Source organism: Rhizobium sp. P1_B8 (assembly GCF_056406515.1).
The window spans coordinates 13279-34758 of record NZ_JBFTZZ010000043.1 but is presented as its reverse complement, the minus strand read 5'-3'; the positions used below and the strand labels follow the sequence as shown (position 1 = coordinate 34758).

General features: G+C 61.0%; 25 protein-coding genes. 14 read left to right on the top strand and 11 right to left on the bottom strand.

Annotated features, from left to right (window positions below):
- The first annotated feature begins 81 nt into the window (after positions 1-81).
- Positions 82-1617, top strand: a complete 1536-nt coding sequence (locus tag AC1D2N_RS33315) for a sensor histidine kinase (protein ID WP_130652219.1) — start codon at positions 82-84, stop codon at positions 1615-1617.
- A gap of 63 nt (positions 1618-1680) precedes the next feature.
- The gene (locus AC1D2N_RS33310; protein ID WP_018241667.1) at positions 1681-2304 is read left to right on the top strand and encodes a carboxymuconolactone decarboxylase family protein; all 624 of its coding nucleotides are present in this window, start codon (positions 1681-1683) and stop codon (positions 2302-2304) included.
- Positions 2305-2374: 70 nt separating this feature from the next.
- Here AC1D2N_RS33310 and AC1D2N_RS33305 read toward each other — a convergent pair whose 3' ends face one another.
- Complete coding sequence (locus tag AC1D2N_RS33305) at positions 2375-3349, bottom strand: alpha/beta hydrolase (protein ID WP_197728284.1); 975 nt, start codon at positions 3347-3349, stop codon at positions 2375-2377.
- A gap of 169 nt (positions 3350-3518) precedes the next feature.
- On the bottom strand, positions 3519-4406 hold the full coding sequence (locus tag AC1D2N_RS33300; protein ID WP_028733690.1) for a LysR family transcriptional regulator: 888 nt from the start codon (positions 4404-4406) through the stop codon (positions 3519-3521).
- Between the two features lie 126 nt (positions 4407-4532).
- Between AC1D2N_RS33300 and AC1D2N_RS33295 the strand changes: the two genes are divergently transcribed.
- Together AC1D2N_RS33295 and AC1D2N_RS33290 are read left to right on the top strand one after the other, a co-directional pair.
- On the top strand, positions 4533-5384 hold the full coding sequence (locus AC1D2N_RS33295) for an oxidoreductase (protein ID WP_130652217.1): 852 nt from the start codon (positions 4533-4535) through the stop codon (positions 5382-5384).
- 147 nt (positions 5385-5531) lie between these two features.
- Positions 5532-6536: a ketopantoate reductase family protein gene (locus AC1D2N_RS33290; protein ID WP_130652216.1), complete on the top strand. Its 1005-nt coding sequence runs from the start codon at positions 5532-5534 to the stop codon at positions 6534-6536.
- Between the two features lie 41 nt (positions 6537-6577).
- On the opposite strand, the gene AC1D2N_RS33285 is transcribed toward AC1D2N_RS33290, so the two are convergent.
- Positions 6578-7573, bottom strand: coding sequence for an alpha/beta fold hydrolase (locus AC1D2N_RS33285; RefSeq protein ID WP_018241662.1), 996 nt, complete (start codon positions 7571-7573; stop codon positions 6578-6580).
- Between the two features lie 146 nt (positions 7574-7719).
- Between AC1D2N_RS33285 and AC1D2N_RS33280 the strand changes: the two genes are divergently transcribed.
- The 6 genes from AC1D2N_RS33280 (at position 7720) to AC1D2N_RS33255 (ending at position 10792) form a co-directional block, all read left to right on the top strand.
- Positions 7720-7869: a hypothetical protein gene (locus AC1D2N_RS33280; RefSeq protein ID WP_165403070.1), complete on the top strand. Its 150-nt coding sequence runs from the start codon at positions 7720-7722 to the stop codon at positions 7867-7869.
- A gap of 9 nt (positions 7870-7878) precedes the next feature.
- The gene (gene dapA, locus AC1D2N_RS33275) at positions 7879-8799 is read left to right on the top strand and encodes a 4-hydroxy-tetrahydrodipicolinate synthase (RefSeq protein WP_130652215.1); all 921 of its coding nucleotides are present in this window, start codon (positions 7879-7881) and stop codon (positions 8797-8799) included.
- A 122-nt stretch (positions 8800-8921) separates the two neighbouring features.
- Entirely contained in the window at positions 8922-9104 is a 183-nt protein-coding gene (locus AC1D2N_RS33270; protein WP_165403086.1) for a hypothetical protein, read from the top strand.
- Between the two features lie 26 nt (positions 9105-9130).
- A complete protein-coding gene (locus AC1D2N_RS33265; protein WP_130652213.1) occupies positions 9131-9394 on the top strand; it encodes a hypothetical protein in 264 nt (87 codons plus the stop codon).
- A 131-nt stretch (positions 9395-9525) separates the two neighbouring features.
- Positions 9526-9837 (top strand): DUF1883 domain-containing protein, encoded by a 312-nt coding sequence (locus AC1D2N_RS33260; protein WP_018447014.1) that lies wholly within the window; start codon positions 9526-9528, stop codon positions 9835-9837.
- 280 nt (positions 9838-10117) lie between these two features.
- Positions 10118-10792 (top strand): VIT1/CCC1 transporter family protein, encoded by a 675-nt coding sequence (locus tag AC1D2N_RS33255; protein WP_130652212.1) that lies wholly within the window; start codon positions 10118-10120, stop codon positions 10790-10792.
- 31 nt (positions 10793-10823) lie between these two features.
- Here AC1D2N_RS33255 and AC1D2N_RS33250 read toward each other — a convergent pair whose 3' ends face one another.
- Both AC1D2N_RS33250 and AC1D2N_RS33245 read right to left on the bottom strand, forming a co-directional pair.
- Positions 10824-12140, bottom strand: a complete 1317-nt coding sequence (locus AC1D2N_RS33250) for a replication-associated recombination protein A (protein WP_130652211.1) — start codon at positions 12138-12140, stop codon at positions 10824-10826.
- Positions 12137-13540 carry a DegQ family serine endoprotease gene (locus AC1D2N_RS33245; RefSeq protein ID WP_018447016.1) on the bottom strand — a complete coding sequence of 468 codons (1404 nt, stop codon included), beginning with the start codon at positions 13538-13540 and terminating at the stop codon, positions 12137-12139. Before AC1D2N_RS33245 ends, AC1D2N_RS33250 begins: the two co-directional genes overlap by 4 nt.
- Positions 13541-13796: 256 nt before the next feature.
- On the opposite strand from AC1D2N_RS33245, the gene AC1D2N_RS33240 reads away from it, so the two are divergent.
- Both AC1D2N_RS33240 and AC1D2N_RS33235 read left to right on the top strand, forming a co-directional pair.
- Positions 13797-14177 carry a YkvA family protein gene (locus AC1D2N_RS33240; RefSeq protein ID WP_028733687.1) on the top strand — a complete coding sequence of 127 codons (381 nt, stop codon included), beginning with the start codon at positions 13797-13799 and terminating at the stop codon, positions 14175-14177.
- A gap of 23 nt (positions 14178-14200) precedes the next feature.
- Complete coding sequence (locus tag AC1D2N_RS33235) at positions 14201-14554, top strand: lysozyme inhibitor LprI family protein (protein WP_130652210.1); 354 nt, start codon at positions 14201-14203, stop codon at positions 14552-14554.
- Between the two features lie 58 nt (positions 14555-14612).
- Here AC1D2N_RS33235 and ilvD read toward each other — a convergent pair whose 3' ends face one another.
- On the bottom strand, positions 14613-16451 hold the full coding sequence (gene ilvD, locus AC1D2N_RS33230) for a dihydroxy-acid dehydratase (RefSeq protein ID WP_130652209.1): 1839 nt from the start codon (positions 16449-16451) through the stop codon (positions 14613-14615).
- 335 nt (positions 16452-16786) lie between these two features.
- Here ilvD and msrP point away from each other — a divergent pair, with 335 nt between their 5' ends.
- Both msrP and msrQ read left to right on the top strand, forming a co-directional pair.
- Entirely contained in the window at positions 16787-17734 is a 948-nt protein-coding gene (gene msrP, locus AC1D2N_RS33225; protein ID WP_115156937.1) for a protein-methionine-sulfoxide reductase catalytic subunit MsrP, read from the top strand.
- The gene (gene msrQ / locus AC1D2N_RS33220; RefSeq protein ID WP_130652208.1) at positions 17734-18390 is read left to right on the top strand and encodes a protein-methionine-sulfoxide reductase heme-binding subunit MsrQ; all 657 of its coding nucleotides are present in this window, start codon (positions 17734-17736) and stop codon (positions 18388-18390) included. Before msrP ends, msrQ begins: the two co-directional genes overlap by 1 nt.
- 10 nt (positions 18391-18400) lie before the next feature.
- On the opposite strand, the gene AC1D2N_RS33215 is transcribed toward msrQ, so the two are convergent.
- The 5 genes from AC1D2N_RS33215 to rpsM form a co-directional block, all read right to left on the bottom strand.
- Complete coding sequence (locus AC1D2N_RS33215; protein WP_130652207.1) at positions 18401-18820, bottom strand: ribosomal maturation YjgA family protein; 420 nt, start codon at positions 18818-18820, stop codon at positions 18401-18403.
- 84 nt (positions 18821-18904) lie between these two features.
- Positions 18905-19327 carry a 50S ribosomal protein L17 gene (gene rplQ / locus AC1D2N_RS33210; RefSeq protein WP_003558556.1) on the bottom strand — a complete coding sequence of 141 codons (423 nt, stop codon included), beginning with the start codon at positions 19325-19327 and terminating at the stop codon, positions 18905-18907.
- Between the two features lie 123 nt (positions 19328-19450).
- The gene (locus AC1D2N_RS33205) at positions 19451-20461 is read right to left on the bottom strand and encodes a DNA-directed RNA polymerase subunit alpha (RefSeq protein WP_003547579.1); all 1011 of its coding nucleotides are present in this window, start codon (positions 20459-20461) and stop codon (positions 19451-19453) included.
- A 97-nt stretch (positions 20462-20558) separates the two neighbouring features.
- The gene (gene rpsK / locus AC1D2N_RS33200) at positions 20559-20948 is read right to left on the bottom strand and encodes a 30S ribosomal protein S11 (protein ID WP_003547577.1); all 390 of its coding nucleotides are present in this window, start codon (positions 20946-20948) and stop codon (positions 20559-20561) included.
- 133 nt (positions 20949-21081) lie between these two features.
- Entirely contained in the window at positions 21082-21450 is a 369-nt protein-coding gene (gene rpsM / locus AC1D2N_RS33195; protein WP_003573772.1) for a 30S ribosomal protein S13, read from the bottom strand.
- Positions 21451-21480 lie beyond the last annotated feature (30 nt).

Below are 21480 nucleotides of genomic sequence, written 5' to 3'. Positions count from 1 at the left end.
CGGTAGACATTAGCGAAACTTTATCGTTTCTGACGAATGCTACGGATACGTGCAAACGCGCCAGATCTGAAGCAGGGCCGGATGATGTCACACTCGTTTGAATCCATTCTGGAGAGCCTGCCTCAGGGCATTGTTCTGCTTGATCCTGCCGGTACGGTGACGGCTTTCAATTCACGCACGCTTGATATTCTCGGCCTTCCGCAAGGAGCCATTCGCAAAGGCATGAATATCGACGGATTGCCGGGCAATGCAGACTGCCGTGCGGTGGCGTCCCGGCGATCGATGGTCGGTGGACCGCCCACGTCTCAGTTTGCCCTTTCGGACGGAGGAATGGTCTCATTGACCTGCGCCCCATCGAGGGATGGAGGCTGGATCCTCAGTTACGAAGACATCTCGACTCTCATTCGGGTCGAAGACAGCCTGACCGAACAACATCGCCGGTTCGACGCAGCCCTCAGCAACATGCCGCATGGGCTATGCATGTTCGATTCGACCAAGAACCTGATATTGTGCAACGCCTCCTACGCGCGGATGTACAATCTGCCGGACCTTCTGACGCAACCGGGAACGCCGCTTGTGGATATCCTGGCCTATCGCAGCCGGGAGGGAAATGGCCCGGCCGATACCACGACCTATTTTGACGTGGTCTTCGAAGCGACAGCCCGCGGTGCGCCGGCCAGCCAGAACATCGTCCTGGCCGATGGGCGCGTTATCAAGATCACCCACAATCCGATGCAAAACGGTGGATACGTGGCCACCCATGAGGACGTCACCAAGACCGTTCGACTTGCCGAAGAGCTGCGCCGACATCATGATCAGCTCGAAGCGACGGTTAAGAGCCGCACGGCGGAAGTCGAGCGACAGGCGCGGGAACTCGAGCGCATGCTGGCGCAGGAGCGGAACATCAACGAATTGCAGCGGCAATTCGTGGCGATGGCATCCCATGAATTCAGGACCCCGCTTGCAATCATCGACGCTGCTGCCCAGCGGCTGCTGCGAAAAAGGGGGGCGGTCGAGCCCGAATTTCTCAGCGACAAGGTCGATCAAATCCGCGCATCGGTGAACCGGATTGTCGATCTCATGGAGAGCATCCTGTCAGCGGGACGCCTTGATACCGGCAAGATCGATATCAATTACGACGCCTGCGCATTGAGATCATTGATAAAAACTTGTTGCGAGCGGCAGTCGACGATCGCAAAGTCGCACAGTTTTGTGTTGGATATCGATGGGCTGCCGGAGTTCATCGATGCCGATCCCCGCACTTTGGCACAGGTCTTTACCAACCTGCTTTCCAATGCCGTCAAATACGCGCCTGGAACATCGGAAATTCGCGTCACGGCATGGGCGGAGAGAGGAAACGTTAAAGTTTCCATCAGCGATGACGGGGTGGGGATCGATCCAGAAGACGTGCCACGGCTGTTCCAGCGCTATTTTCGTGCCCGGACGTCGACCGGGATTGCCGGAACGGGTATCGGCCTCAACCTGGTGAAGCAGATCGTTGAACTGCATAGCGGCTCGATAGAGGTTCGAAGCGAAAGAGGATGCGGATCGACATTTACCGTAACCCTTCCCATCAAGAGAAGTGGTAACGCTTCCGCGACCAGTGACGCTGCCTGATGTTTCAGGATTGCTGTCCTGCATATCTACCCTATCCTTCTCACAATAGAGGAGGATCATGCCATGGCTTTCATTCACACCCCCAATGCATCCGCCAGCGAGAAGACGACGTCGATGTATGCGTCGGCCGAGGCGAACTACGGTTATCTGCCGAACATGTACCGGGCCTTCGGCCACCGGCCGGAGGTGATGGAGAGTTGGGCAGCGCTGCTTTCGAGCATTCGCGGCCATATGAGCCTGCGGCGCTATGAACTGGTGACGCTGGCGGCGGCAAAAGAGCTGAAATCCTCGTATTGCATGCTGGCACACGGTTCGGTGCTGCTGCGCGAGGGTTTCACCAGCGACGGGCTGACAGCTGTTGTCAACGAGACGGAGAAGGCGCCGATCGATGCCGGCGAACGCGCGATCATGGCCTTTGCCGCCAAGGTGGCACGCGATGCGACGTCGGTGACACAGCAGGATATAGACGGGCTGAAGAAACACGGGCTGAGCGATGCCGATGTCTTCGACGTCACCGCTGCGGCAGCGGCCCGGTGTTTCTTCTCGAAAATGCTGGATGCGCTGGGCGCAGCACCCGACCACGCCTATATCGAGCGGTTGGAGCCGAATGTGCGAAAGACGCTCAGCGTCGGCCGGGAAGTCGAGCGGCCTCTGGCGCCCTCACCGTCCCGCGGCACATCGCAATGATGCGATGACGGAGGACGTTCGGCGTCTGCTCTTGCGGCTCCAACTCCTCAGGCCGTCACTCCTGCGGCCTCTACTCCTGCGGTTTGTCCGCAAAATGCTGGATCGCGAACTCGGCGATATTCTGGCTCGACCGATCGGCATCGTCGAGCAAAGAGGGAAACAGCTGCCACTGATGCGGCATGCCCGGCCAGACCTCGGTGGTGACATCCACTCCCGCCTGGCGCGCCTTGTCGGCGAGGCGTAGCGTATCATCCAGCAGGACTTCGCCGGAGCCGACCTGCAGCAGCAGCGGTGGAAAACCGGCCATGTCGGCATAGAGCGGTGATGCCTGGGGATCGGTCGGAGACCGGCTGCGGAGATAGGTCTTGCGCAGCGTCTCGATCTCAGCCTTGCCGAGCAGTGGGTCGTTTCCGGCATTTGATGTCATCGAGCCGCCCGTCGCGGCAAGATCGGTGATGGGGCTGAGCGCAATCACGGCAGCCGGCAGCGGTTTCGCCGCCTGCATCTGCCGCAGTACCGTCTCGATCGCGATATTGCCGCCGGCGCCGTCTCCGGCGACGATGATGTTCTCGTTGCGATAGCCGTTGTCGAGAAGCCAACGATAGGCCGTCAGCGCATCGTTGATCTGCGCGGGATAAGCATATTCGGGCATCAGCCGATATTCGACGAGAAGAACGTCGCTGGACGCGGCCTTGGCGAGAGATCCCGCGAGCAGGCTGTGCGTGCGGATCGAGCCGCTGGAAAAGCCGCCGCCATGAACATAGAGGATCACCCTTTGGCCGATCGGATGATGAAGACGAGCGGGCCACATCAACTCGGCATCGACGCCGTCGGCATCGACTTGCCGAACCTGGATGCGCGTCGGCCCCGGCGTCGTCTCCATCAGCGTCCTGAAGGCTGTCCGCCGCTGCTGCAGGCTATCGGCGCCGGCAAAGTGATCTTTCCAGAGGCCGATGAATTTTTCGACCTGCTCGCGCGAGATTTGGCTTTGCGGTCCGATGTCCCGCCCGGTCGCCGCCGAGGCGAGCAGCATCAGCGCAGCCAACGCAGGAAACAGACCGCTGATCCGCTTTAGTCCTCTTCGATTGGCAGTTGGCAAAATCCGACGGTTCATCAACCTCTCCCGATGATGCGGGCCATGACGGCCATGGCAGTATCTTTGGCCAGTTCACGCGGCGAAGTCAAAAGGGTGAGCGATGCGAATCCCGACCTTTTTACTCGGCTCTCATCGCGTCGATGACTGCTCTGAAGCCCGCCGACATGTGGCGGCGGCTCGGATAGTAGAGATAGAGCGGTTCCTCCGGTTGGCACCAGTCGTCCAGCACCTGGATCAGCTCTCCGCTGGCGATCGCCTTCTCCACGCGCGGCTCCCAGATATAGGCAAGGCCGACACCGCCAAGTGCCGCCTGCATCATCAGTTCGTGGTCATCGAGCGACAGCGGTCCGGTTGGCTGAAAGCTGACGGTCTGGCCATCCTTCTCGAATTCCCAGGCATAGCGCGCACCTGACGGAAACATGTTCTGAATGCAGAGATGGCGCTTGAGTTCGTGGGGTATTGTCGGCTTCGGCCGGGTCTCGAAATAGGCGGGCGAACCGACGACGACCAAGCGGATGCGCGGCTTGATGCGCAGCGCGATCATGCCTTCCGTGACGCGCTCGCCGAAGCGGATGCCGGCATCGAAGCCCTCCTCGACGATATCGACCAGCCTGTCGGTCGCGTTGATCTCCAGCTGCAAATGGGGATTGCTTTTGAGCAACGGGCCGATGATGCGGCCGATGACGAAGGGGCCGATCGAGTTCGGCACATTAATCCTCACCTTGCCGAACGGCGTATCGCGGTAGCGGTTCAGGGCATCGAGCGCTGCTGCCATCTCGCCGAAGGCCGGATCGAGATGCGAGACCAGGAGTTCGCCGGCCTCGGTCAGCGAGACGCTGCGCGTCGTGCGGTTGAGCAGGCGAACGCCGATCCGGTCTTCGAGATTGAGCACGGCATGACTGATTGCGGAAGCGGTGACGCCCCGCTCCTCACCCGCCTTGCGGAAGCTCTTATGCCGCGCGACAGCCGCGAAGGCCGCAAGTTCGGACAGTTCGGTGGCTCTCATTACTGAAATACACTCATCATAGTTTCAAGAATAACAAATCTTATACAGCAACGGATTTTCGGTCAAATTCAAACCGTCAGCACAGAGATGCGACGCCAACCGAACAGTTATCGAGAGGAATTCGTCATGAAAGTCTGGTTCATCACTGGTGCATCCCGCGGCTTCGGCGCGCTGATGACCAAGGAAGCCCTCGCATCAGGCGATGCCGTCATCGCCACCGCCCGCAACCCGAAGACGGTGACCGAGCAGTTCGGTGATCATCCGAACCTGCTTGCTGTCGCCCTCGACGTCACCAACGAGGCACAGGCGAAAGAGGCCGCGGCTGCCGGCATCGCCCGCTTCGGCCGCATCGATGTTCTCGCCAACAATGCCGGCTACGGCCTGCTCGGCGCTGTCGAGGAAGCCACTGCCGAAGAGATCGAAAGGCTCTATGCCACGAACGTCTTCGGGCTCCTGAAGGTGATGCGCGCCGTGCTGCCCTATATGCGCCGCCAGCGCTCCGGCCACATCCTGAACTTTTCCTCGATCGGCGGTTACTTCGGCTATCCCGGCTGGGGCGTCTACGGCTCGACGAAGTTCGCCGTCGAAGGTTTGTCCGAGTCGATGGCCGCCGAACTCGAACCTTTCGGCATCAAGGTGACGATCGTCGAGCCCGGCTTCTTCCGCACCGATTTCCTCGCCGACACGTCGCTGGCGGTGAGCCCGGCCTCCATCGCCGACTACGAAGGCACGCCGGCCGGCAACATGCGCAATTTCGCCGCCGACGCCAACCATGCCCAGCCCGGCAATCCCGCCAGGCTCGCCACCGGCATCATGACGATGGTCAACTCGGCCAATCCGCCGCTGCGGATGCCGTTCGGCAGCGACACGGTGGCCGTCATCGAGCAGCAGCATGCCAGCGTCGAAAAGGAACTTGCCGCCTGGCGCCAGCTCGCGCTGTCCACGGATTTTCCAAGCGATGCAACGGCCTTGGCCTGAGGGGCACTGCCCGCCGCATCCCAGATCTCGGGAATGCGGCGGCAGCGCCGCTGTGAGCAGGAAAACGCATGATGCGGCAAATTAGCATTCGCCTCACGTCTGGAATGACCTAGATCTAGGTTCGACCACCACCATGAAGAGGCGAGCATGTCCATCAAGTCCATCTGCATCTATGGCGCTGGCGCACTCGGCGGCGCTATCGCCGTCAAGCTTGCAAGCCAAGCCGGAAACGACGCCACCATCTCCGTCGTCGCACGTGGAGCCCATCTCGACGCCATCCGCGACAACGGTCTCAGCCTGCGCGAAGCCGATGCAGAAAGGCCGCTCAATGTCCGCCTCACGGCGACCGACGATCCCAAGACATTGCCGCCGCAGGATCTGGTCATCACCGGCCTCAAGGGGCATCAGCTGGCACCCGCTGCCGAAGGCATTGCGAGCCTCCTCAAGGAAGGTACCCGCGTCGTCATGATCCTTAACGGCATTCCGTGGTGGTATTTTCACCGCGATACCCTGCGCAGGCATGCCGAGCTGCAATTCGACGAGCTCGATCCCGGCGGCAGGCTTTGGCGGCTGATCGGGCCGGAACGGGTCATCGGCGGTGTCGCTTATCAAGGCGCAGAGGTGATCAACCCCGGTGAGATCCAGCTTGCCAACAACGGCCGCTTCGTGCTCGGTGAGCCCTCGGGCGAGATCTCGCCCGATCTCGAGGCGATCGCCGCGGTGCTGACCGACGCCGGCCTCAACATCACGACGACGCCTGTTATCCGCGACGAGATCTGGAGCAAGCTGATGGGCAATACCGCCTTCAACCCGATCAGCGCGCTGACCAGGGCGCTGATGACCGACATCATGGCAGATCCAGCACTTTCGACCACGGTCGGCAAGGTGATGAACGAGGTCCGCGCCGTCGGCGAGGCCTTGGGCGCGCGTTTCAGCATGACCGTCGAGCAGCGGCTCGAACAATCGCGCCACATCGGCGCCGTGCGCACATCGATGCTGCAGGACCTGATCGGCGGCAAGGCGCTCGAAATCACGCCGCTGGTCGGCATGGTAGTGACGCTCGGACGCCTGAGTGCCGTGCCGACGCCAGTCTCGGAAACGATCCTGGCGCTGGTGACGCAATTGGATAGGGAAAACCAGCGCGGCAGCTGATCGCAGAGGGAAAGGCGACCGGAAAGCCCGGCCGTCTTCACTTACTTTCCGACCTGCTCGGCCCAGTTCGGCGCCTTGCCGCCGCCATCGAGGAAGGTCATTGCCATATTCGCCATAAGGGGCGAGGCGAAGGTCTCGTAGTGGGTAAGATCAGGCAGGATCGCCAGCCGGTTCCTCGACATATTTTCCCGCATCCAGCCTGCATCGCGCAGACCGCCGCCGAGCTTGTGGTAGAAGTCGATCATATGCTCGGGCCGGATCATGTCGGCATCGCCATAGATCAGCATGACCGGCATGGTGAGCTTGGTGACGGCATCGCTATAGTCGATGGGTTCGCGCATCAGTGCGCCCATGGCGTCGAGCAGCTTCGGAAATTCGGAAACGTCGGGCGCCACCGCCTTGTAGGAGAGGAACATCGGCGTGTCCTTCATCATGTCGGCCATACCAGCGCCGACGGCCGCCTGTTGCGGCAGCATCTCCGGGAAGAAGCCGTTCTGCGCATAGGGCGCCGAGAGTATCACCAGCCGGCGCACCCGGTCGGGCGCGGTCGCCGCCATGTTCAGCGCCACCCCGCCGCCGAAGGAATAACCGAAGACATCGAGCTTGTCGTAGCCGAGTTGCTTCACCAGGATCGCGAGATCGGCGCCGATGGCCGGAAGCTCGATCGGCCGCTTGCCGAGGGGCGTGCGGCCATGGCCCTGCAGATCGACGGCAATCACCTGCCGGTGGTCGGTGAAAACAGGCATGACCGGCGCGAACATCTCGATCTGCCCCAGGCCGCCGTGAAGGAGCAACAGCGGTTCGCCCTCTCCACGGATCTCGTAATAATAATCGATGCCGTTGACCGGCAAACTTCCCTTCCTGACGATCGGCGCTACGGCCTTTTTGTCCTCGCTCGCCGGCGTGCCACCGTCAGCACCTGATATATCGGGCGCGGCCAGGAATGCGGCGACCGTTGCGATCATCGAAATCAGCGTCATCTTCGACATGTCCTTGCTCCGTGTTTGCGTCGATACCGCAAGGACGGCGGCGATCATGCTTTTCCGACACCGCGCTTCGAAATTTCTGCCATCACCTTTATGCCATTCCTATATTTTCGCCCCGTGCCCCGAATGGATTTCCTATCGCGCGCAGCAGTAGGCTTTCGCCATCACTGCAAAGGTCAAATGCCATGCGATATGTCATGTCCTCCGATTCTAAACCCCTTCACCCCTACAGGATCACGCGCGGCAGCCGGCGGATGCGCGAGAAGCGCACTGCCCGAGCGCTGATCGTCTTCGGCGTGGTGCTCGCCTGCGTCGAGCTCTACGTCGTCATTTTCGGCTGGCTCTGAGGCCGGCCCATGGAAACGGCGAGAATGCCGCGCCTTGGCGGCGCGATCACCACTCTCATCACGCCGTTTCGTCATGGCTGTCTCGACGGGCCGGCGCTCCGGGCGCTTGCGGAATGGCAGATCCTCAGCGGCGTCGACGGGCTCACCGTCTGCTCGACAACGGGGGAAGGCCCGACGCTTTCGCAGCAGGAGCGCGCCGAGGTAATCGATCTCGTCATCCGCTCTGCGGCCGGCCGCGTGCCGGTCGTCGCCGCCACCGGCACCAATTCCACCGACAGCACGATCGCGCTCACCCGCGAGGCGGAAGTGCTCGGCGCCGCAGCAGCGCTCGTCACAGTGCCCTATTATTCCAAGCCTGGGCAGCAGGGCATCGTCCACCACTTCGAGCAGCTGGCGGCGGCAAGCGGACTGCCCGTCATCATCGACCATGCGCCGGCGCAGACGGCGAGCGATCTTTCGACGGAAACGCTCGACAGACTGGCCGTCATCCCGGGAATCTTTGGCATCCGCGACGCCACGGGCGACATCGCTCGCTTCGTCGGCCTTTCGGCTAGCCTGCGGCAGCGCTTCCGCTTCTTTTCCGGGCACGATCCTTCCGCGCTCGCCTTCACCATCGCCGGCGGCGACGGTACGATCTCGTCGGGCGCCAATGTGGTGCCGCGGCTCTTCACCACGATGCAGCAGGCGGCCCGGGCCGGGAACCTTTCGGCCGCGCATTCGCTGCAGGATCGGATGCTACCGCTGATATCAGCGCTCGGGCCGGAGGGCGATCCGGCGAGGATCAAGTATGCGCTGCGGCTGATGCGCGGGCTGAAGGCCGAGCTTCGCCTTCCGCTTGTCGCGGCCGAGCCGGAGGTGTGTTTGGCCATCGGCGAGGCGCTTGCGCCTTTCCTTGACGAAAGCAGCACGAGGATGGCGCTATCCCTATGAGATTTTTATATTTTCCTCTCTGGCGCCAAATGGAAACCCTATCCGCAGACGCCTATCTTCCAAGGCGTGACACCGCCGCACTATCAAGCGGCGGTTGAGTGAGACTTCGAAAGGACAAACCGATGTCACGCCTGACTGAACCGAGTGCCGAGAGCGACCCGCTGCTGCGCAGCCACCTCAGGACATTCGCCGCCGATCCCTCCCATCCGATGCTCTCCGGCCTTGCCGCCATTGCGCCCCGCCTTGGGGCAGCGATGGCCTTTGCCGGGCTGGTGCAGATGACCTTCAACCTCATCTCCCGCTGAACCATCAGGACCGAAGAATCATTACAATGGCAAACGCACAGCAACGCCGCAGCCTGCCTTCCGCAGCGCACTCGCCTTCTGCCCGCTTCACCGTCGGCCGCGACAGAAGCGGCCGCTGGATCGTCCACGATCGCGATGGCCTCGTTGGCGGGCTCTTCATCAATGAGGCGGCCGCCCTCCATTTCGCTGCAGGGGAATGCAACTGCCCCTCGGCTGATATCCATAGGGCGGCCGCAGGCATGGTGCTCGAATTCGCGCCCTTTGCGCGTAGCACCGTGAATATCCACTAAATCTTATCGGTCTCCCGCCGTTTTCAGCCGGCGGGAGACCGAAGACATGGGTTGGAGGCCAATATCCAACTTTTCCTTAACCGGCATGCTGGTAAAATCCTGGCGCAGAGACTTCAGACGCCGCGAGACCGATGCCGAAACCGAATTTCCGCTTCACCCATTATGATCTCAAGGAACAACGCGCCGGAACGATCATCGAGGTGTCGTTGAATGCGGTGAACAATGTCCGCCTGATGACGGCGCCGAATTTCCAGCGGTTCACCGAGGTTCTCGATTTCAAATATATCGGCGGCGTGGCGCGCAAATCGCCGATCAAGATCGCCGTTCCGGAAAGCGGTCACTGGCATGTCGTCGTCGACATGGAAGGTCATCACGGGCTTGCGGAATCGTCCGTCAAGGTAATCGCCGCACCACCAAATCAGAAGACACCGCGCGTTTCCTGAGCTTGGCAGCACCACGCATCTTCTCGGCTCGTCTCTCCTGCCAACCAGCCGGCGCCCCCGATTAGGGCGTTCGTGCAGCCATCAAGCGCTCGGAAAACGCGTACATCCTCCCCGATCCTTGATCAGGATCATTGAATCAGACTGCCACGTCGATCACAGTTCTCCTGTCGCGAGGCTTGCCCGCGCCGCAGCGCCGCCAGATGCAGCTCGGCTCGCCATTTGATGCGCCGAGGGTAAGTGGGGTAGCAGACGAAGATCTTCACAACGTGGGGAGTAGGCCATGACTTCGAGCCCAATGGGTCGTATCACCAATATCATCGATCCTGGCGATGCGCTCGGCGAAGTACTTTTCGGATTGATTATGGCGCTCACGTGGACGATTGGTTCGAGACTTGTTCTTGAAAAAGAGGGGTTAAATGTTCAGGAGCTTTTAGTTGCAACAATCGGATGCAATGTCGCTTGGGGGATCATTGACGCCGTATTGTTCATCCTGGGCACGACATTCTACAGGAGCAGACGGCTGCGCCTTTTTCGGCAAATCAAAGCCGCCAAAAGTGAATCTGCGGCGCTCAAGGTGCTCGCGAACGAATTCCCGATTGAAGAAGCACCATTTTCTGGAAAGGCCGCCGATGCGGAGGCACTCTATCGGTCACTCCTGACGCTCGCATCTCGGGCCGATCCTGTGAATGTGTCCCTATCGAAAGGCGATCTGTTTGCCGCAATTGCGATCTTCTTTTTGGTTTCTGCCACCTCCATTCCGGCAGTTATCCCTTTCCTTCTCATCGACAATGCGCAGCTTGCCCTGAGAGCCAGCAACCTGTTCCTTGTTATGCTGCTATTTGTGACGGGCTATGCGTGGGCGACGTTTTCAGGAGGCAGGCCCTTTTATGCAGGGATGACGATGACTTGTCTCGGATTGCTTCTGGTTGCAATAGCGATCGTTCTTGGCGGCTGAGCTCCTTCACCAACCGAACAGGCACCGCGCCTCAGCGCGGATTGCGCTCCTTGCGAAGCTTTGCCCACCATTCCAGCCGCTTGCGGATATCGCGTTCGAAACCGCGCTCCGGCGGATCGTAGAAGATCTGGCGACCCATCTTCTCCGGGAAATAGTCCTGGCCGGAAAAGGCGTCCGGCTCGTCGTGGTCGTAGCGATAACCTTCGCCGTAACCCTCGCCCTTCATCAGCTTGGTCGGCGCATTGAGGATATGCTTCGGCGGCAGCAGCGAGCCATTCTGCTTCGCGGCCTGGCTTGCCGCCTTGAAGGCAGTGTAGACCGCATTCGATTTCGGCGCGGTGGCGAGATAAACGCAGGCCTGGGCCAGCGCCAGTTCACCTTCCGGCGAGCCGAGATACTCATAGGCATCCTTGGCGGCATTACAGATCACCAGCGCCTGCGGATCGGCAAGACCGATATCCTCAACCGCCATGCGCACCAGCCGCCGGCCGAGATAGAGCGGATCCTCGCCTGCATCGAACATACGGGCGAGATAGTAGAGCGCGGCATCGGGATCCGAGCCGCGTACGGATTTATGCAGCGCCGAGATCAGATTGTAGTGACCATCCTGCGCCTTGTCGTAGACCGGGGCACGGCGCTGGACGATGCGCGTCAGGCCTTCTGTGTCGAAGCTCTCGCCTTCGCGCGCCGCGCGCCAGACTTCTTCGGCGAGCGTCAGCACCGCGCGGCCATCGCCGTCGGCCATGCGGATCAGGCTGACGCGAGCATCCTCCGTCAGCGGCAGCGGCTTCTGCTCGATCGCCTCGGCACGCTTCAGCAGTTCCTCGAGGCTCCCCTCGTCATGCGACTTGAAGGTGAGTACACGGGCACGCGACAGCAGAGCGGCGTTGAGCTCAAAGGATGGGTTCTCGGTGGTGGCGCCGACGAGGATGACGGTGCCATCCTCCATGACGGGCAAGAAACTGTCCTGCTGGGCGCGGTTGAAACGATGGATCTCATCGACGAAGAGCAGCGTCTGACGGCCGTCCATACGCCGCAAACGGGCTGTCTCGAACACCTTTTTCAGATCGGCGACGCCGGAGAAGATCGCCGATATCTGCTCGAAGGCCAGGCCCGCCTCGCCCGAAAGCAACCGTGCCGCCGTCGTCTTGCCGGTGCCGGGCGGACCCCAGAAGATCATCGAGCCGAGCGAGCCGCTTTCGATCATCCTTTTCAGCACGCCATCCTCACCGGTCAGGTGTTCCTGACCGGTGACATCGGCAAGCGTCTTCGGCCGCAGCCGGTCGGCAAGCGGCCGCCTGGCAGCGACCTCCTCCGGAACACGCGGCGCGAAGAGATCGTTGCTCATCGGAAAAATTGCCGGATGCGCTGGCCGTCGCGCTCTATCTCGACCCGCCAGAGGCCGGGGTCGCTATCGGCGATCTGGGATAGTTCGCTGGTCGACTTCACATCCGTGCCGTTGATCGAGACGATGATATCCTTCGGTTCGAAACCGAGACGGGCAGCAGGCGAATCGTCCTTCACCTCGGATACGACGACGCCTGCCGATTCCGGCGGCATGCGCAGCTCGTCGGCGACCCGGGGCGACAGGTTCTCGACGACGGCGCCGGTAAACGGCGTATGCCCGCCGATCGTGCGCTGGTCGCGCGGCGAGGTTTCCGGGGCACGGGCGAGCGTCAGCGGCAGCTGCTCCTCGCGGCCGTTCTCGACGACGGTGAGGTTGACCGACTTGCCGAGGCCCGCCGTCGTCAGCCGGTAGAGCAGCGCATCCGGATGTTCGACAGAAATCCCGTCGACGGCAGTGACGATTTCTCCGGCCTTCAGCCCGGCCTTGGCGGCCGGCCCGCCTTCCGAGACCTTGACGACGAGCGCGCCGCGGGCCTTGTTAAGCCCCAGCGCCTCAGCGACTTCCGAGGTTACGGCATCGAAGCTCGCGCCGACATAGGGCCGTTCGAAGGATTTGACGCCGGCATCGGCAGAGGAGAGGAAGACCTTGACCAGATTGGCAGGGATGGCAAAGCCGATGCCGTTCGAGCCGCCGCCGCGCGAGAAGATCGCCGTGTTGATGCCGATCAGTTCGCCCTTCATGTTCATCAAGGCGCCGCCGGAATTGCCGGGATTGATAGAGGCATCGGTCTGGATGAAGAAGCCGAATTCGTTCCTGACCACCTGGTTGCGGGCAAGTGCTGAGACGATACCGCTCGTCACCGTCTGGCCGACGCCGAAGGGGTTGCCGATCGCCAGCACGAGATCGCCGACCTCGACCGTATCGGAATTGCCGATCGGCAATGTCGGAAAGCTTTCCTTGGTGTCGATCTTCAGCACGGCGAGATCGACACGGTCATCACGCAGCACCACCTTGCAGGGGAATTCGCGGCCATCCGACAGTGCGATCTTGATGTCGTCGGCGCCTTCGACGACATGATTGTTGGTCACGACAGTGCCGTTCGCCTCAACGATGACGCCGGAACCGAGCGATGACTGCTTCTCCGAACGGTTCGGCATCTGCTGGCCGAAAAACTGCTCGAAGAAAGGGTCGCCGGCAAAGGGCGACTGCCGCTTGACGGTCTTTTCCGCATAGACGTTGACGACGGCGCCTGACGTCTGTTTGACGAGCGGGGCGAAGGAGAGCTGCATCTGCATCTGGCTCTCGGGTACGGTCTTTGCCGTCTGCGCATCGGCCGCAGCCGGCAGAACGAGCATGAGAGCGAATAGCGAGACGGAGGCGCGCTTGAACAGGCCTTGCATGGGTATCCCTTTTGAATCCTCTTGAGAAACGTTTTAGAGCATGATGCCGAAAAGTGTGAGCGGTTTTCGGACGACATCATGCTCTAACTATTTAATTGCGAACAGGATTCAGATTTTAGGCCGACCGGCCTGAAATCATCCTGTTCTGCGGCCCGACGCTAGAAAGGAAAGAGGGCGGAAGCATGGAAGAATAAGGCAAGGGGACGACTTGGAAACCGGTTGAAGTCATTATGAATTTGATTCAGGAAGATTGGCCATGCAACTGATATCAAAAGCCAAAAACTGGGCGAAGTCACTGAAGCGTGACATCGTGACCCTATGGCTTGCCGCCCGCGATCCCCGCGTGCCGTGGCATGCTAAAGCGGTGGCCGGCGCCGTTGCCGCCTACGCGCTGTCGCCCATCGATCTCATCCCCGATTTCATCCCCATCCTCGGCTATCTCGACGATCTCCTCATCGTGCCGCTCGGCATCATGCTGGCGATCCGGCTCGTTCCGGCAGAGGTGATGAACGAGCTTCGCACGGAGGCGGCAAGGCGCATCGAACGTCCCTCCAGCCGGGTCGGACTGATCTTCATCCTTGCCGTCTGGCTCATCTGCATCATCTTCCTGGCTCTGGCACTGCGGAAGCTGGCCTGACCGGCGGCAATAGGAACATATGAATGATCACGACACGAACGACGACAGCGGCCCTCGGCTTTGCGATCCTGGTCATTGCATCGGACCTGGCACAGGCAGCAAGCTTCGATTGCGATGCGAAGGAATTGAAGCCGGATGAAAAAGCGATCTGCGACAACCGCGCGCTCAACGATGCCGACGTGAAGATGGCAACCACGTTCGAACTGCTCTCCGGTCTGCTGGCGATGGGCTCGCGCGGCACATTGCAGGACGAGCAGACGGCCTGGCTGAAGAAACGGCAGGAATGCGGGGCGGATGTGGCCTGTATCAAGGCTGTCTATGACGAGCGGCTGAAGCAGCTCGGCGAGACCTATAAAAACATCAACCGGCCGCTTTGAAAGCGACCGGTCGGCGGAGCAGCTGACTCTTAATCAGCGGGTCGCAGGTTGAAGCGACTCAGCGGGCGTTCAGATCGCGCACGGCGCCGCGGTCCGCACTCGTTGCGAAGGCGGCGTAGGCCTTCAGGGCGGTCGTGACGTTGCGCTTGCGGACTTCGACCGGGTACCAGCCCTTGGCATCCTGATCGGCGCGGCGGGCGGCGAGTTCGGTCTCGCTGACGCGCAGGCTGATCGTGCGGTTGGGGATGTCGATGTCGATCATGTCACCTTCGCGCACCAGGCCAATCGTGCCGCCATTTGCCGCTTCCGGCGAGGCATGGCCGATCGAGAGGCCGGAGGTGCCGCCGGAGAAGCGGCCGTCGGTGATCAGCGCGCAGGCCTTGCCAAGGCCCTTCGACTTCAGATAGCTCGTCGGATAGAGCATTTCCTGCATGCCTGGGCCGCCCTTCGGGCCTTCGTAGCGGATGACGACGACGTCGCCGGCCTTCACCTCGTTGGCAAGGATCGCCTTGACGGAGGCATCCTGGCTTTCGAAGACGCGGGCGGGGCCGGAGAATTTCAGGATCGATTCATCGACGCCGGCAGTCTTGACGATGCAGCCGTCGATCGCAAGGTTGCCCTTGAGCACGGCAAGACCACCATCCTTGGAGAAGGGATGCTCGACCGAGCGGATGACGCCGTTTTCGCGGTCGGTGTCGAGTTCGTCCCAGCGGGCCTCCTGGCTGAAGGCGACCTGGGTGGGAATGCCACCCGGAGCGGCACGATAAAAGTTGCGAACGGTTTCGCTGTTGGTGCGGGTGATATCCCAGCGATCGATCGCATCGCCCAGCGTCTCGGCATGGACGGTCGGGCAATCGCGGTTCAAGAGGCCGCCCTTGTCGAGTTCGCCGAGGATCGACATGATGCCGCCGGCGCGGTGGACGTCTTCCATGTGAACATCACTCTTGGCGGGGGCGACCTTTGACAGGCACGGCACCCGGCGCGATAGCGCATCGATATCGGCCATGGTGAAATCGACCTCGCCTTCATGGGCGGCAGCAAGGATGTGCAGGACCGTATTGGTCGAGCCGCCCATGGCGATATCGAGCGTCATGGCATTCTCAAACGCCTGTTTGGAAGCGATGATGCGCGGCAGCGCCTTTACGTCGTCCTGCTCGTAATAACGGCGGGCGAGATCGACAATCAGATGGCCGGCCTCGACGAAGAGGCGCTTGCGGTCGGCGTGGGTGGCAAGCGTCGAGCCGTTGCCGGGCAGCGACAGGCCGAGCGCTTCCGTCAGGCAGTTCATCGAATTGGCGGTGAACATGCCGGAGCAGGAGCCGCAGGTCGGACAGGCAGAGCGTTCGATGGTCTGGACGTCCTCGTCACTGATCTTGTCATCGGCTGCGGCGACCATGGCATCGACGAGGTCGAGTGCATGCGTCTTGCCGTGCAGCACGACCTTGCCGGCTTCCATCGGACCGCCGGAGACGAAGACGGTCGGGATATTGAGGCGTAGCGACGCCATCAGCATGCCGGGGGTGATCTTGTCGCAGTTGGAGATGCAGACCATGGCGTCGGCGCAATGGGCATTGACCATGTATTCAACGCTGTCGGCGATGAGCTCTCGCGAGGGCAGCGAATACAGCATGCCGTCATGCCCCATGGCGATGCCGTCATCGACGGCGATCGTGTTGAATTCCTTGGCAACACCGCCAGCCGCCTCGATCTCGCGGGCAACGAGCTGGCCAAGGTCCTTCAGGTGCACGTGGCCGGGCACGAACTGGGTGAAGGAATTCACCACCGCGATGATCGGCTTGCCGAAATCCGAATCCTTCATGCCCGTGGCGCGCCAAAGGCCGCGGGCGCCCGCCATGTTGCGGCCATGGGTCGTGGTTCTGGAACGGTAAGCTGGCATCGGTGTCTTCCTCAACGTGTCGGAATTATCAGGCGAAGCGGGGCGGCATGGAGCCTGCAGGCCGGGCAAACGCTGCTTTTTCGAATTGTCCTAATCCAATCGACGGGGGCTGTCACTACCGTGAAGGCCAAATCCGGTACGCCATGGCCTGAGCGCCATGAGGCCCATCGATCATATACGGTACAGCGCGACGTTTCGTTACAGCCTATTCCATCACGGCCGAACACAAAAAATTGGCTTCACGTCTGTAATATTCAAGGCTTAGACACTCATCCGAACATGCGGGCGGTTCGTTTAAAGACTATATTGCAGAAATCCGCCCAGGAGATTTCGCCATGCCAACCTATCGCCCACCGAAGATCGCGTCATCGGAGATCACGCCGCGCCAGATCTATGTGCGCCGTCGTGAATTCCTCGGCGCGGCAGCACTTGGCGCCATGGCGCTCTACAGCGCCGGCAAGGCGAGCGCTGCGGCCCTCTCCGCCGTTGAGAGCAAGTACAAGGTCGACGAGAAGGCGACGCCGCTCAAGGACGTCACGACCTACAATAATTTCTATGAGTTCGGCCTCGACAAGGGTGATCCCGCAGCACTTTCCAGCGATTTCAAGCCGCTGCCCTGGACGATCAAGGTCGACGGCATGGTCAACAAGCCAGGTACCTTCGACCTCGAGGTGCTGATGAAGGAATTCCCGATCGAGGAGCGCACCTACCGGATGCGCTGCGTCGAGGCCTGGTCCATGGTCATCCCCTGGGACGGCTTTCCGCTGGCATCGCTGCTCGACAAGGTGGAGCCGCTCGGCAGCGCCAAATACGTCTCATTCGAAACCGTCGTGCGGCCGGACGAGATGCCTGGGCAGAAGGGCTTCTTCCAGTCGCTCGACTGGCCCTATGTCGAAGGTCTGCGCCTGGACGAGGCGCGCCATCCGCTGACGCTGCTTGCCGTCGGGCTCTATGGCGAAACGCTGCCAAACCAGAACGGCGCGCCGATCCGGCTCGTCGTGCCGTGGAAATACGGCTTCAAGGGCATCAAGTCGATCGTCAGGATCACACTCACCGACCAGCAGCCCAAGAATACCTGGCAGGTCACCAATCCGCAGGAATACGGCTTCTACGCCAACGTCAATCCAGCGGTCGACCATCCCCGCTGGAGCCAGGCGAGCGAACGGCGCATCGGCGAAAGCGGCTTCTTTGGCGCGAGCCGCCATCCCACCCTGCCCTTCAACGGTTATGCAGACGAGGTGGCGAGCCTTTATGCCGGCATGGACCTGAAGGCGAATTTCTGATGGCGGAACTGTCGCTCGCCATCCCGAAGCGCTGGCAACCCGCCTCCGTCTGGCTGCTTTATGTCGTCGGGCTCGTGCCTGCGGCCTGGACTTTCTATCTCGGCGCGACCGACCAGCTCGGCGCCGATCCGGTCAAGACCTTCGAGCTCTTCCTCGGCATCTGGACGATCCGTTTTCTGATCCTGACCCTTGCCGTTTCCCCTGCCCGTGAGCTCTTCGGCTGGAACTATCTACGCTATCGCCGCGCCCTCGGTCTGCTGACCTTCTACTACGCGCTGATGCATTTCACCGTCTACATCGTGCTGGACCAGGCGATGGATATTTCCGCCGTCATCAACGACGTGCTGAAGCGCCCCTTCATCATGTTCGGCATGGCCGGGCTTGCGATGCTCATTCCGCTGGCGTTGACATCCAACAATCTCTCGATCCGCCGCCTCGGCAAGAACTGGATCTGGCTGCATCGCCTCGTCTATATCATCGCCGCCTGCGGGGCGTTGCACTTCGCGCTCTCGACCAAGATCCTCGACCTCGAGCAATATATCTATGTCGGGCTGATCATCGCACTGATCCTCTACCGCTCCTATCGGCCAATCGCACGCAACAGGCAGAAGGGCAAAGGGCGCACGCGCAATCGCGCAGTAGCGTCTGTTTCGTAGGATTGCAGACTTACCCGCGAGGATGCGTCGCAGCCCGACGTGCGGGATCGAAAGCGCAAGCGGCGGCTATGCCGATGGCATAAGCCAGCATATTCCAAAGCGAAAATACCCGGCCAAGCAACAGCGCGCCTGCCGTGGTCAGCCGAAACGCGTCGAGCCAGGGCGTGTGGTAAAGCCGGAACAATTCCACTGAGATCGCTATGAACAGCGCTGTGACGGCAATTACTGCCGGCCGTGACCTTGTGACAAAGAGCGCCACGAGCAGATAGACCATTGCTCCCCAGAGCGCCGATCCGCCATATTTGACGACGATAAAAGGCAGACCGGCCGCATAGCCAAACCTGCGGAGCACCAGCCCGAGAACGATGACAAAAAACAGGGCGGCCAGACGAAGGAGCTGCGGAGAGCGAGTCTGAATGATTTTGCGCAATGGAGCCGGTCTCCGTCACTATATCAGAAACAAAAACAGCCGGGCTTTGCAGCCCGGCTGTTCTGTTTCCGCAGGAGCGGAAGATTAAGCGGCGACAGCCTGCTCTTCGGCAGCGACGCGGGCCTTGTCGGCTGCGCCCTTGGCATAGGCATCGCGGTCGACGAATTCGATCACAGCCATGGCGGCATTGTCGCCCTGACGGAAGCCGGCCTTCATGATGCGCAGGTAGCCGCCGTTGCGGGTGGCGTAGCGCGTTGCGATCGTGTCGAACAGCTTCGAAACGACAGCGGCATCGCGGATCTGCGAGATCGCCTGACGGCGAGCGTGCAGGTCGCCGCGCTTGCCGAGCGTGACGAGCTTCTCGACGATCGGACGGATTTCCTTGGCCTTCGGCAGGGTCGTGACGATCTGCTCGTGGGTAATCAGCGAAGCCGCCATGTTGGCGAACATCGCCTTGCGGTGGCTTGCAGTTCTATTCAGCTTGCGGCCGGCTTTACCATGGCGCATTGCTATTCTCCTTTAATGCAGGTGCCCTTACGCTAAGTGGGCCTGCCGTTTCCTGGCACATGCAGGCGATCGGCCTGCTGTTTGACGGGGAAAGGCAGCCGAAAGAGCCTGCCTTTTGTTTTCTCAGTATTGGTCTTCGTAACGCTTGGCGAGATCTTCGATGTTCTCGGGCGGCCATGCCGGCACTTCCATGCCGAGGTGCAGGCCCATGGAAGCGAGAACTTCCTTGATTTCGTTCAGCGACTTGCGACCAAAATTCGGTGTGCGGAGCATTTCTGCTTCGGTCTTCTGAATGAGGTCGCCGATGTAGACGATGTTGTCGTTCTTCAGGCAGTTTGCCGAACGGACCGACAGTTCGAGTTCGTCCACCTTCTTCAGGAGAGCCGGGTTGAAAGCGAGTTCGGTGACTGCTTCCTCTTCGGTTTCCTTCTGCGGCTCGTCGAAGTTGACGAAGACGCCAAGCTGATCCTGGAGGATGCGCGCCGCAAAAGCGACGGCGTCTTCGCCGGTGATCGAGCCATCGGTTTCGATGGTCATGTTCAGCTTGTCGTAGTCGAGAACCTGTCCTTCGCGGGTATTTTCAACCTTGTAGGACACCTTCTTGACCGGCGAATAGAGGCTGTCGACCGGGATGAGACCGATCGGAGCATCTTCCGCACGATTGCGTTCGGCCGGAACATAGCCCTTGCCGTTATTGACGGTGAACTCCATGCGGATCTCGGCGCCCTCATCGAGCGTGCAGATGACATGCTCGGGGTTGAGGATTTCGATATCGCCGACCGTCTGAATGTCGCCAGCCGTGACAACGCCCGGGCCCTGCTTACGCACGACCATGCGCTTTGCATCATCGCCATCCATCTTGATGGCGATTTCCTTGATGTTGAGCACGATGTCCGTCACGTCTTCGCGGACGCCCGGAATCGAGGAGAATTCATGCAGCACGCCATCGATCTGCACCGCCGTGACGGCAGCACCGCGCAGCGAGGAGAGCAGAACGCGGCGAAGCGCGTTGCCGAGCGTGAGGCCGAAGCCGCGCTCCAGCGGTTCGGCAACAAGCGTCGCCCTGGTGCGCGAGCTCGAAGAGAACTCCACCTTGTTCGGCTTGATCAGTTCCTGCCAGTTCTTCTGAATCATGAGTTTGCCTTCCGTTCGTTGCCACCATCCAATCGTGGCAACCGAGCTTGAAAACCACCGGGAGCGCGAAGGCGCTCACCGGTGACGAGAGCGATGATCAGACGCGGCGCTTCTTGCGCGGACGGCAGCCATTGTGCGGGATCGGAGTCACGTCGCGGATGGACGTGATCATGAAACCTGCAGCCTGGAGCGCGCGCAGAGCCGATTCACGACCCGAACCCGGACCGCAAACTTCGACTTCCAGCGACTTCATGCCGTGCTCCTGGGCCTTCTTGGCGCAGTCTTCGGCAGCGATCTGGGCGGCGAACGGGGTCGACTTGCGCGAGCCCTTGAAGCCCTTGGCGCCAGCCGACGACCAGGCGATCGCATTGCCCTGCGCGTCGGTGATGGTGATCATCGTGTTGTTGAAGGTCGAGTTGACGTGAGCGACACCCGACGAGATGTTCTTGCGCTCGCGACGGCGAACGCGGACGGCTTCCTTAGCCATGGTATTCCTTTCGTTGATCTCTTCACCGCCGTAATGCCAGCGGCTACACCGGAACGGCGCCTATATGGTCCCGCTCCAAACTCAAAAGAGGCCGGCGCAGACCGCCAGCCTCCCCACCCCGGTTTCCCGGAAATTACTTCTTCTTGCCAGCGATTGCCTTTGCCGGACCCTTGCGGGTGCGGGCATTGGTGTGCGTGCGCTGACCGCGAACCGGAAGGCCGCGGCGATGACGCAGGCCGCGGTAGCAGCCGAGGTCCATCAGACGCTTGATGTTCATCGCGGTATCACGACGAAGATCGCCTTCAACCTGATAGTCGCGGTCGATGGCTTCGCGGATCTGAAGGACTTCTGCGTCCGTCAGCTGATGCACACGACGTTCGGCCGGGATACCGACCTTTTCGACGATTTCCTGTGCGAATTTCGGACCGATCCCGTGAATGTAGGTCAGCGCGATAACAACGCGCTTCGCAGTCGGGATGTTGACGCCAGCGATACGTGCCACGCCTGTTCTCCTTGCATTCCAGTTGCCATC

What these genes read in the sequence shown, in the direction of transcription:
- AC1D2N_RS33315 (WP_130652219.1), top strand. Translation starts at nt 82, where the DNA reads ATGATGTCACACTCGTTTGAATCCATTCTGGAGAGCCTGCCTCAGGGC.
- dapA (WP_130652215.1), top strand. Translation starts at nt 7,879, where the DNA reads ATGGAAACGGCGAGAATGCCGCGCCTTGGCGGCGCGATCACCACTCTC.
- AC1D2N_RS33270 (WP_165403086.1), top strand. Translation starts at nt 8,922, where the DNA reads ATGTCACGCCTGACTGAACCGAGTGCCGAGAGCGACCCGCTGCTGCGC.
- AC1D2N_RS33300 (WP_028733690.1), bottom strand. Translation starts at nt 4,406, where the DNA reads ATGAGAGCCACCGAACTGTCCGAACTTGCGGCCTTCGCGGCTGTCGCG.
- AC1D2N_RS33285 (WP_018241662.1), bottom strand. Translation starts at nt 7,573, where the DNA reads ATGATCGCCGCCGTCCTTGCGGTATCGACGCAAACACGGAGCAAGGAC.
- AC1D2N_RS33255 (WP_130652212.1), top strand. Translation starts at nt 10,118, where the DNA reads ATGACTTCGAGCCCAATGGGTCGTATCACCAATATCATCGATCCTGGC.
- AC1D2N_RS33245 (WP_018447016.1), bottom strand. Translation starts at nt 13,540, where the DNA reads ATGCAAGGCCTGTTCAAGCGCGCCTCCGTCTCGCTATTCGCTCTCATG.
- AC1D2N_RS33310 (WP_018241667.1), top strand. Translation starts at nt 1,681, where the DNA reads ATGGCTTTCATTCACACCCCCAATGCATCCGCCAGCGAGAAGACGACG.
- AC1D2N_RS33235 (WP_130652210.1), top strand. Translation starts at nt 14,201, where the DNA reads ATGATCACGACACGAACGACGACAGCGGCCCTCGGCTTTGCGATCCTG.
- AC1D2N_RS33260 (WP_018447014.1), top strand. Translation starts at nt 9,526, where the DNA reads ATGCCGAAACCGAATTTCCGCTTCACCCATTATGATCTCAAGGAACAA.
- AC1D2N_RS33290 (WP_130652216.1), top strand. Translation starts at nt 5,532, where the DNA reads ATGTCCATCAAGTCCATCTGCATCTATGGCGCTGGCGCACTCGGCGGC.
- ilvD (WP_130652209.1), bottom strand. Translation starts at nt 16,451, where the DNA reads ATGCCAGCTTACCGTTCCAGAACCACGACCCATGGCCGCAACATGGCG.
- AC1D2N_RS33295 (WP_130652217.1), top strand. Translation starts at nt 4,533, where the DNA reads ATGAAAGTCTGGTTCATCACTGGTGCATCCCGCGGCTTCGGCGCGCTG.
- AC1D2N_RS33265 (WP_130652213.1), top strand. Translation starts at nt 9,131, where the DNA reads ATGGCAAACGCACAGCAACGCCGCAGCCTGCCTTCCGCAGCGCACTCG.
- rpsK (WP_003547577.1), bottom strand. Translation starts at nt 20,948, where the DNA reads ATGGCTAAGGAAGCCGTCCGCGTTCGCCGTCGCGAGCGCAAGAACATC.
- rplQ (WP_003558556.1), bottom strand. Translation starts at nt 19,327, where the DNA reads ATGCGCCATGGTAAAGCCGGCCGCAAGCTGAATAGAACTGCAAGCCAC.
- AC1D2N_RS33250 (WP_130652211.1), bottom strand. Translation starts at nt 12,140, where the DNA reads ATGAGCAACGATCTCTTCGCGCCGCGTGTTCCGGAGGAGGTCGCTGCC.
- msrQ (WP_130652208.1), top strand. Translation starts at nt 17,734, where the DNA reads ATGGCGGAACTGTCGCTCGCCATCCCGAAGCGCTGGCAACCCGCCTCC.
- msrP (WP_115156937.1), top strand. Translation starts at nt 16,787, where the DNA reads ATGCCAACCTATCGCCCACCGAAGATCGCGTCATCGGAGATCACGCCG.
- AC1D2N_RS33280 (WP_165403070.1), top strand. Translation starts at nt 7,720, where the DNA reads ATGTCCTCCGATTCTAAACCCCTTCACCCCTACAGGATCACGCGCGGC.
- AC1D2N_RS33205 (WP_003547579.1), bottom strand. Translation starts at nt 20,461, where the DNA reads ATGATTCAGAAGAACTGGCAGGAACTGATCAAGCCGAACAAGGTGGAG.
- AC1D2N_RS33240 (WP_028733687.1), top strand. Translation starts at nt 13,797, where the DNA reads ATGCAACTGATATCAAAAGCCAAAAACTGGGCGAAGTCACTGAAGCGT.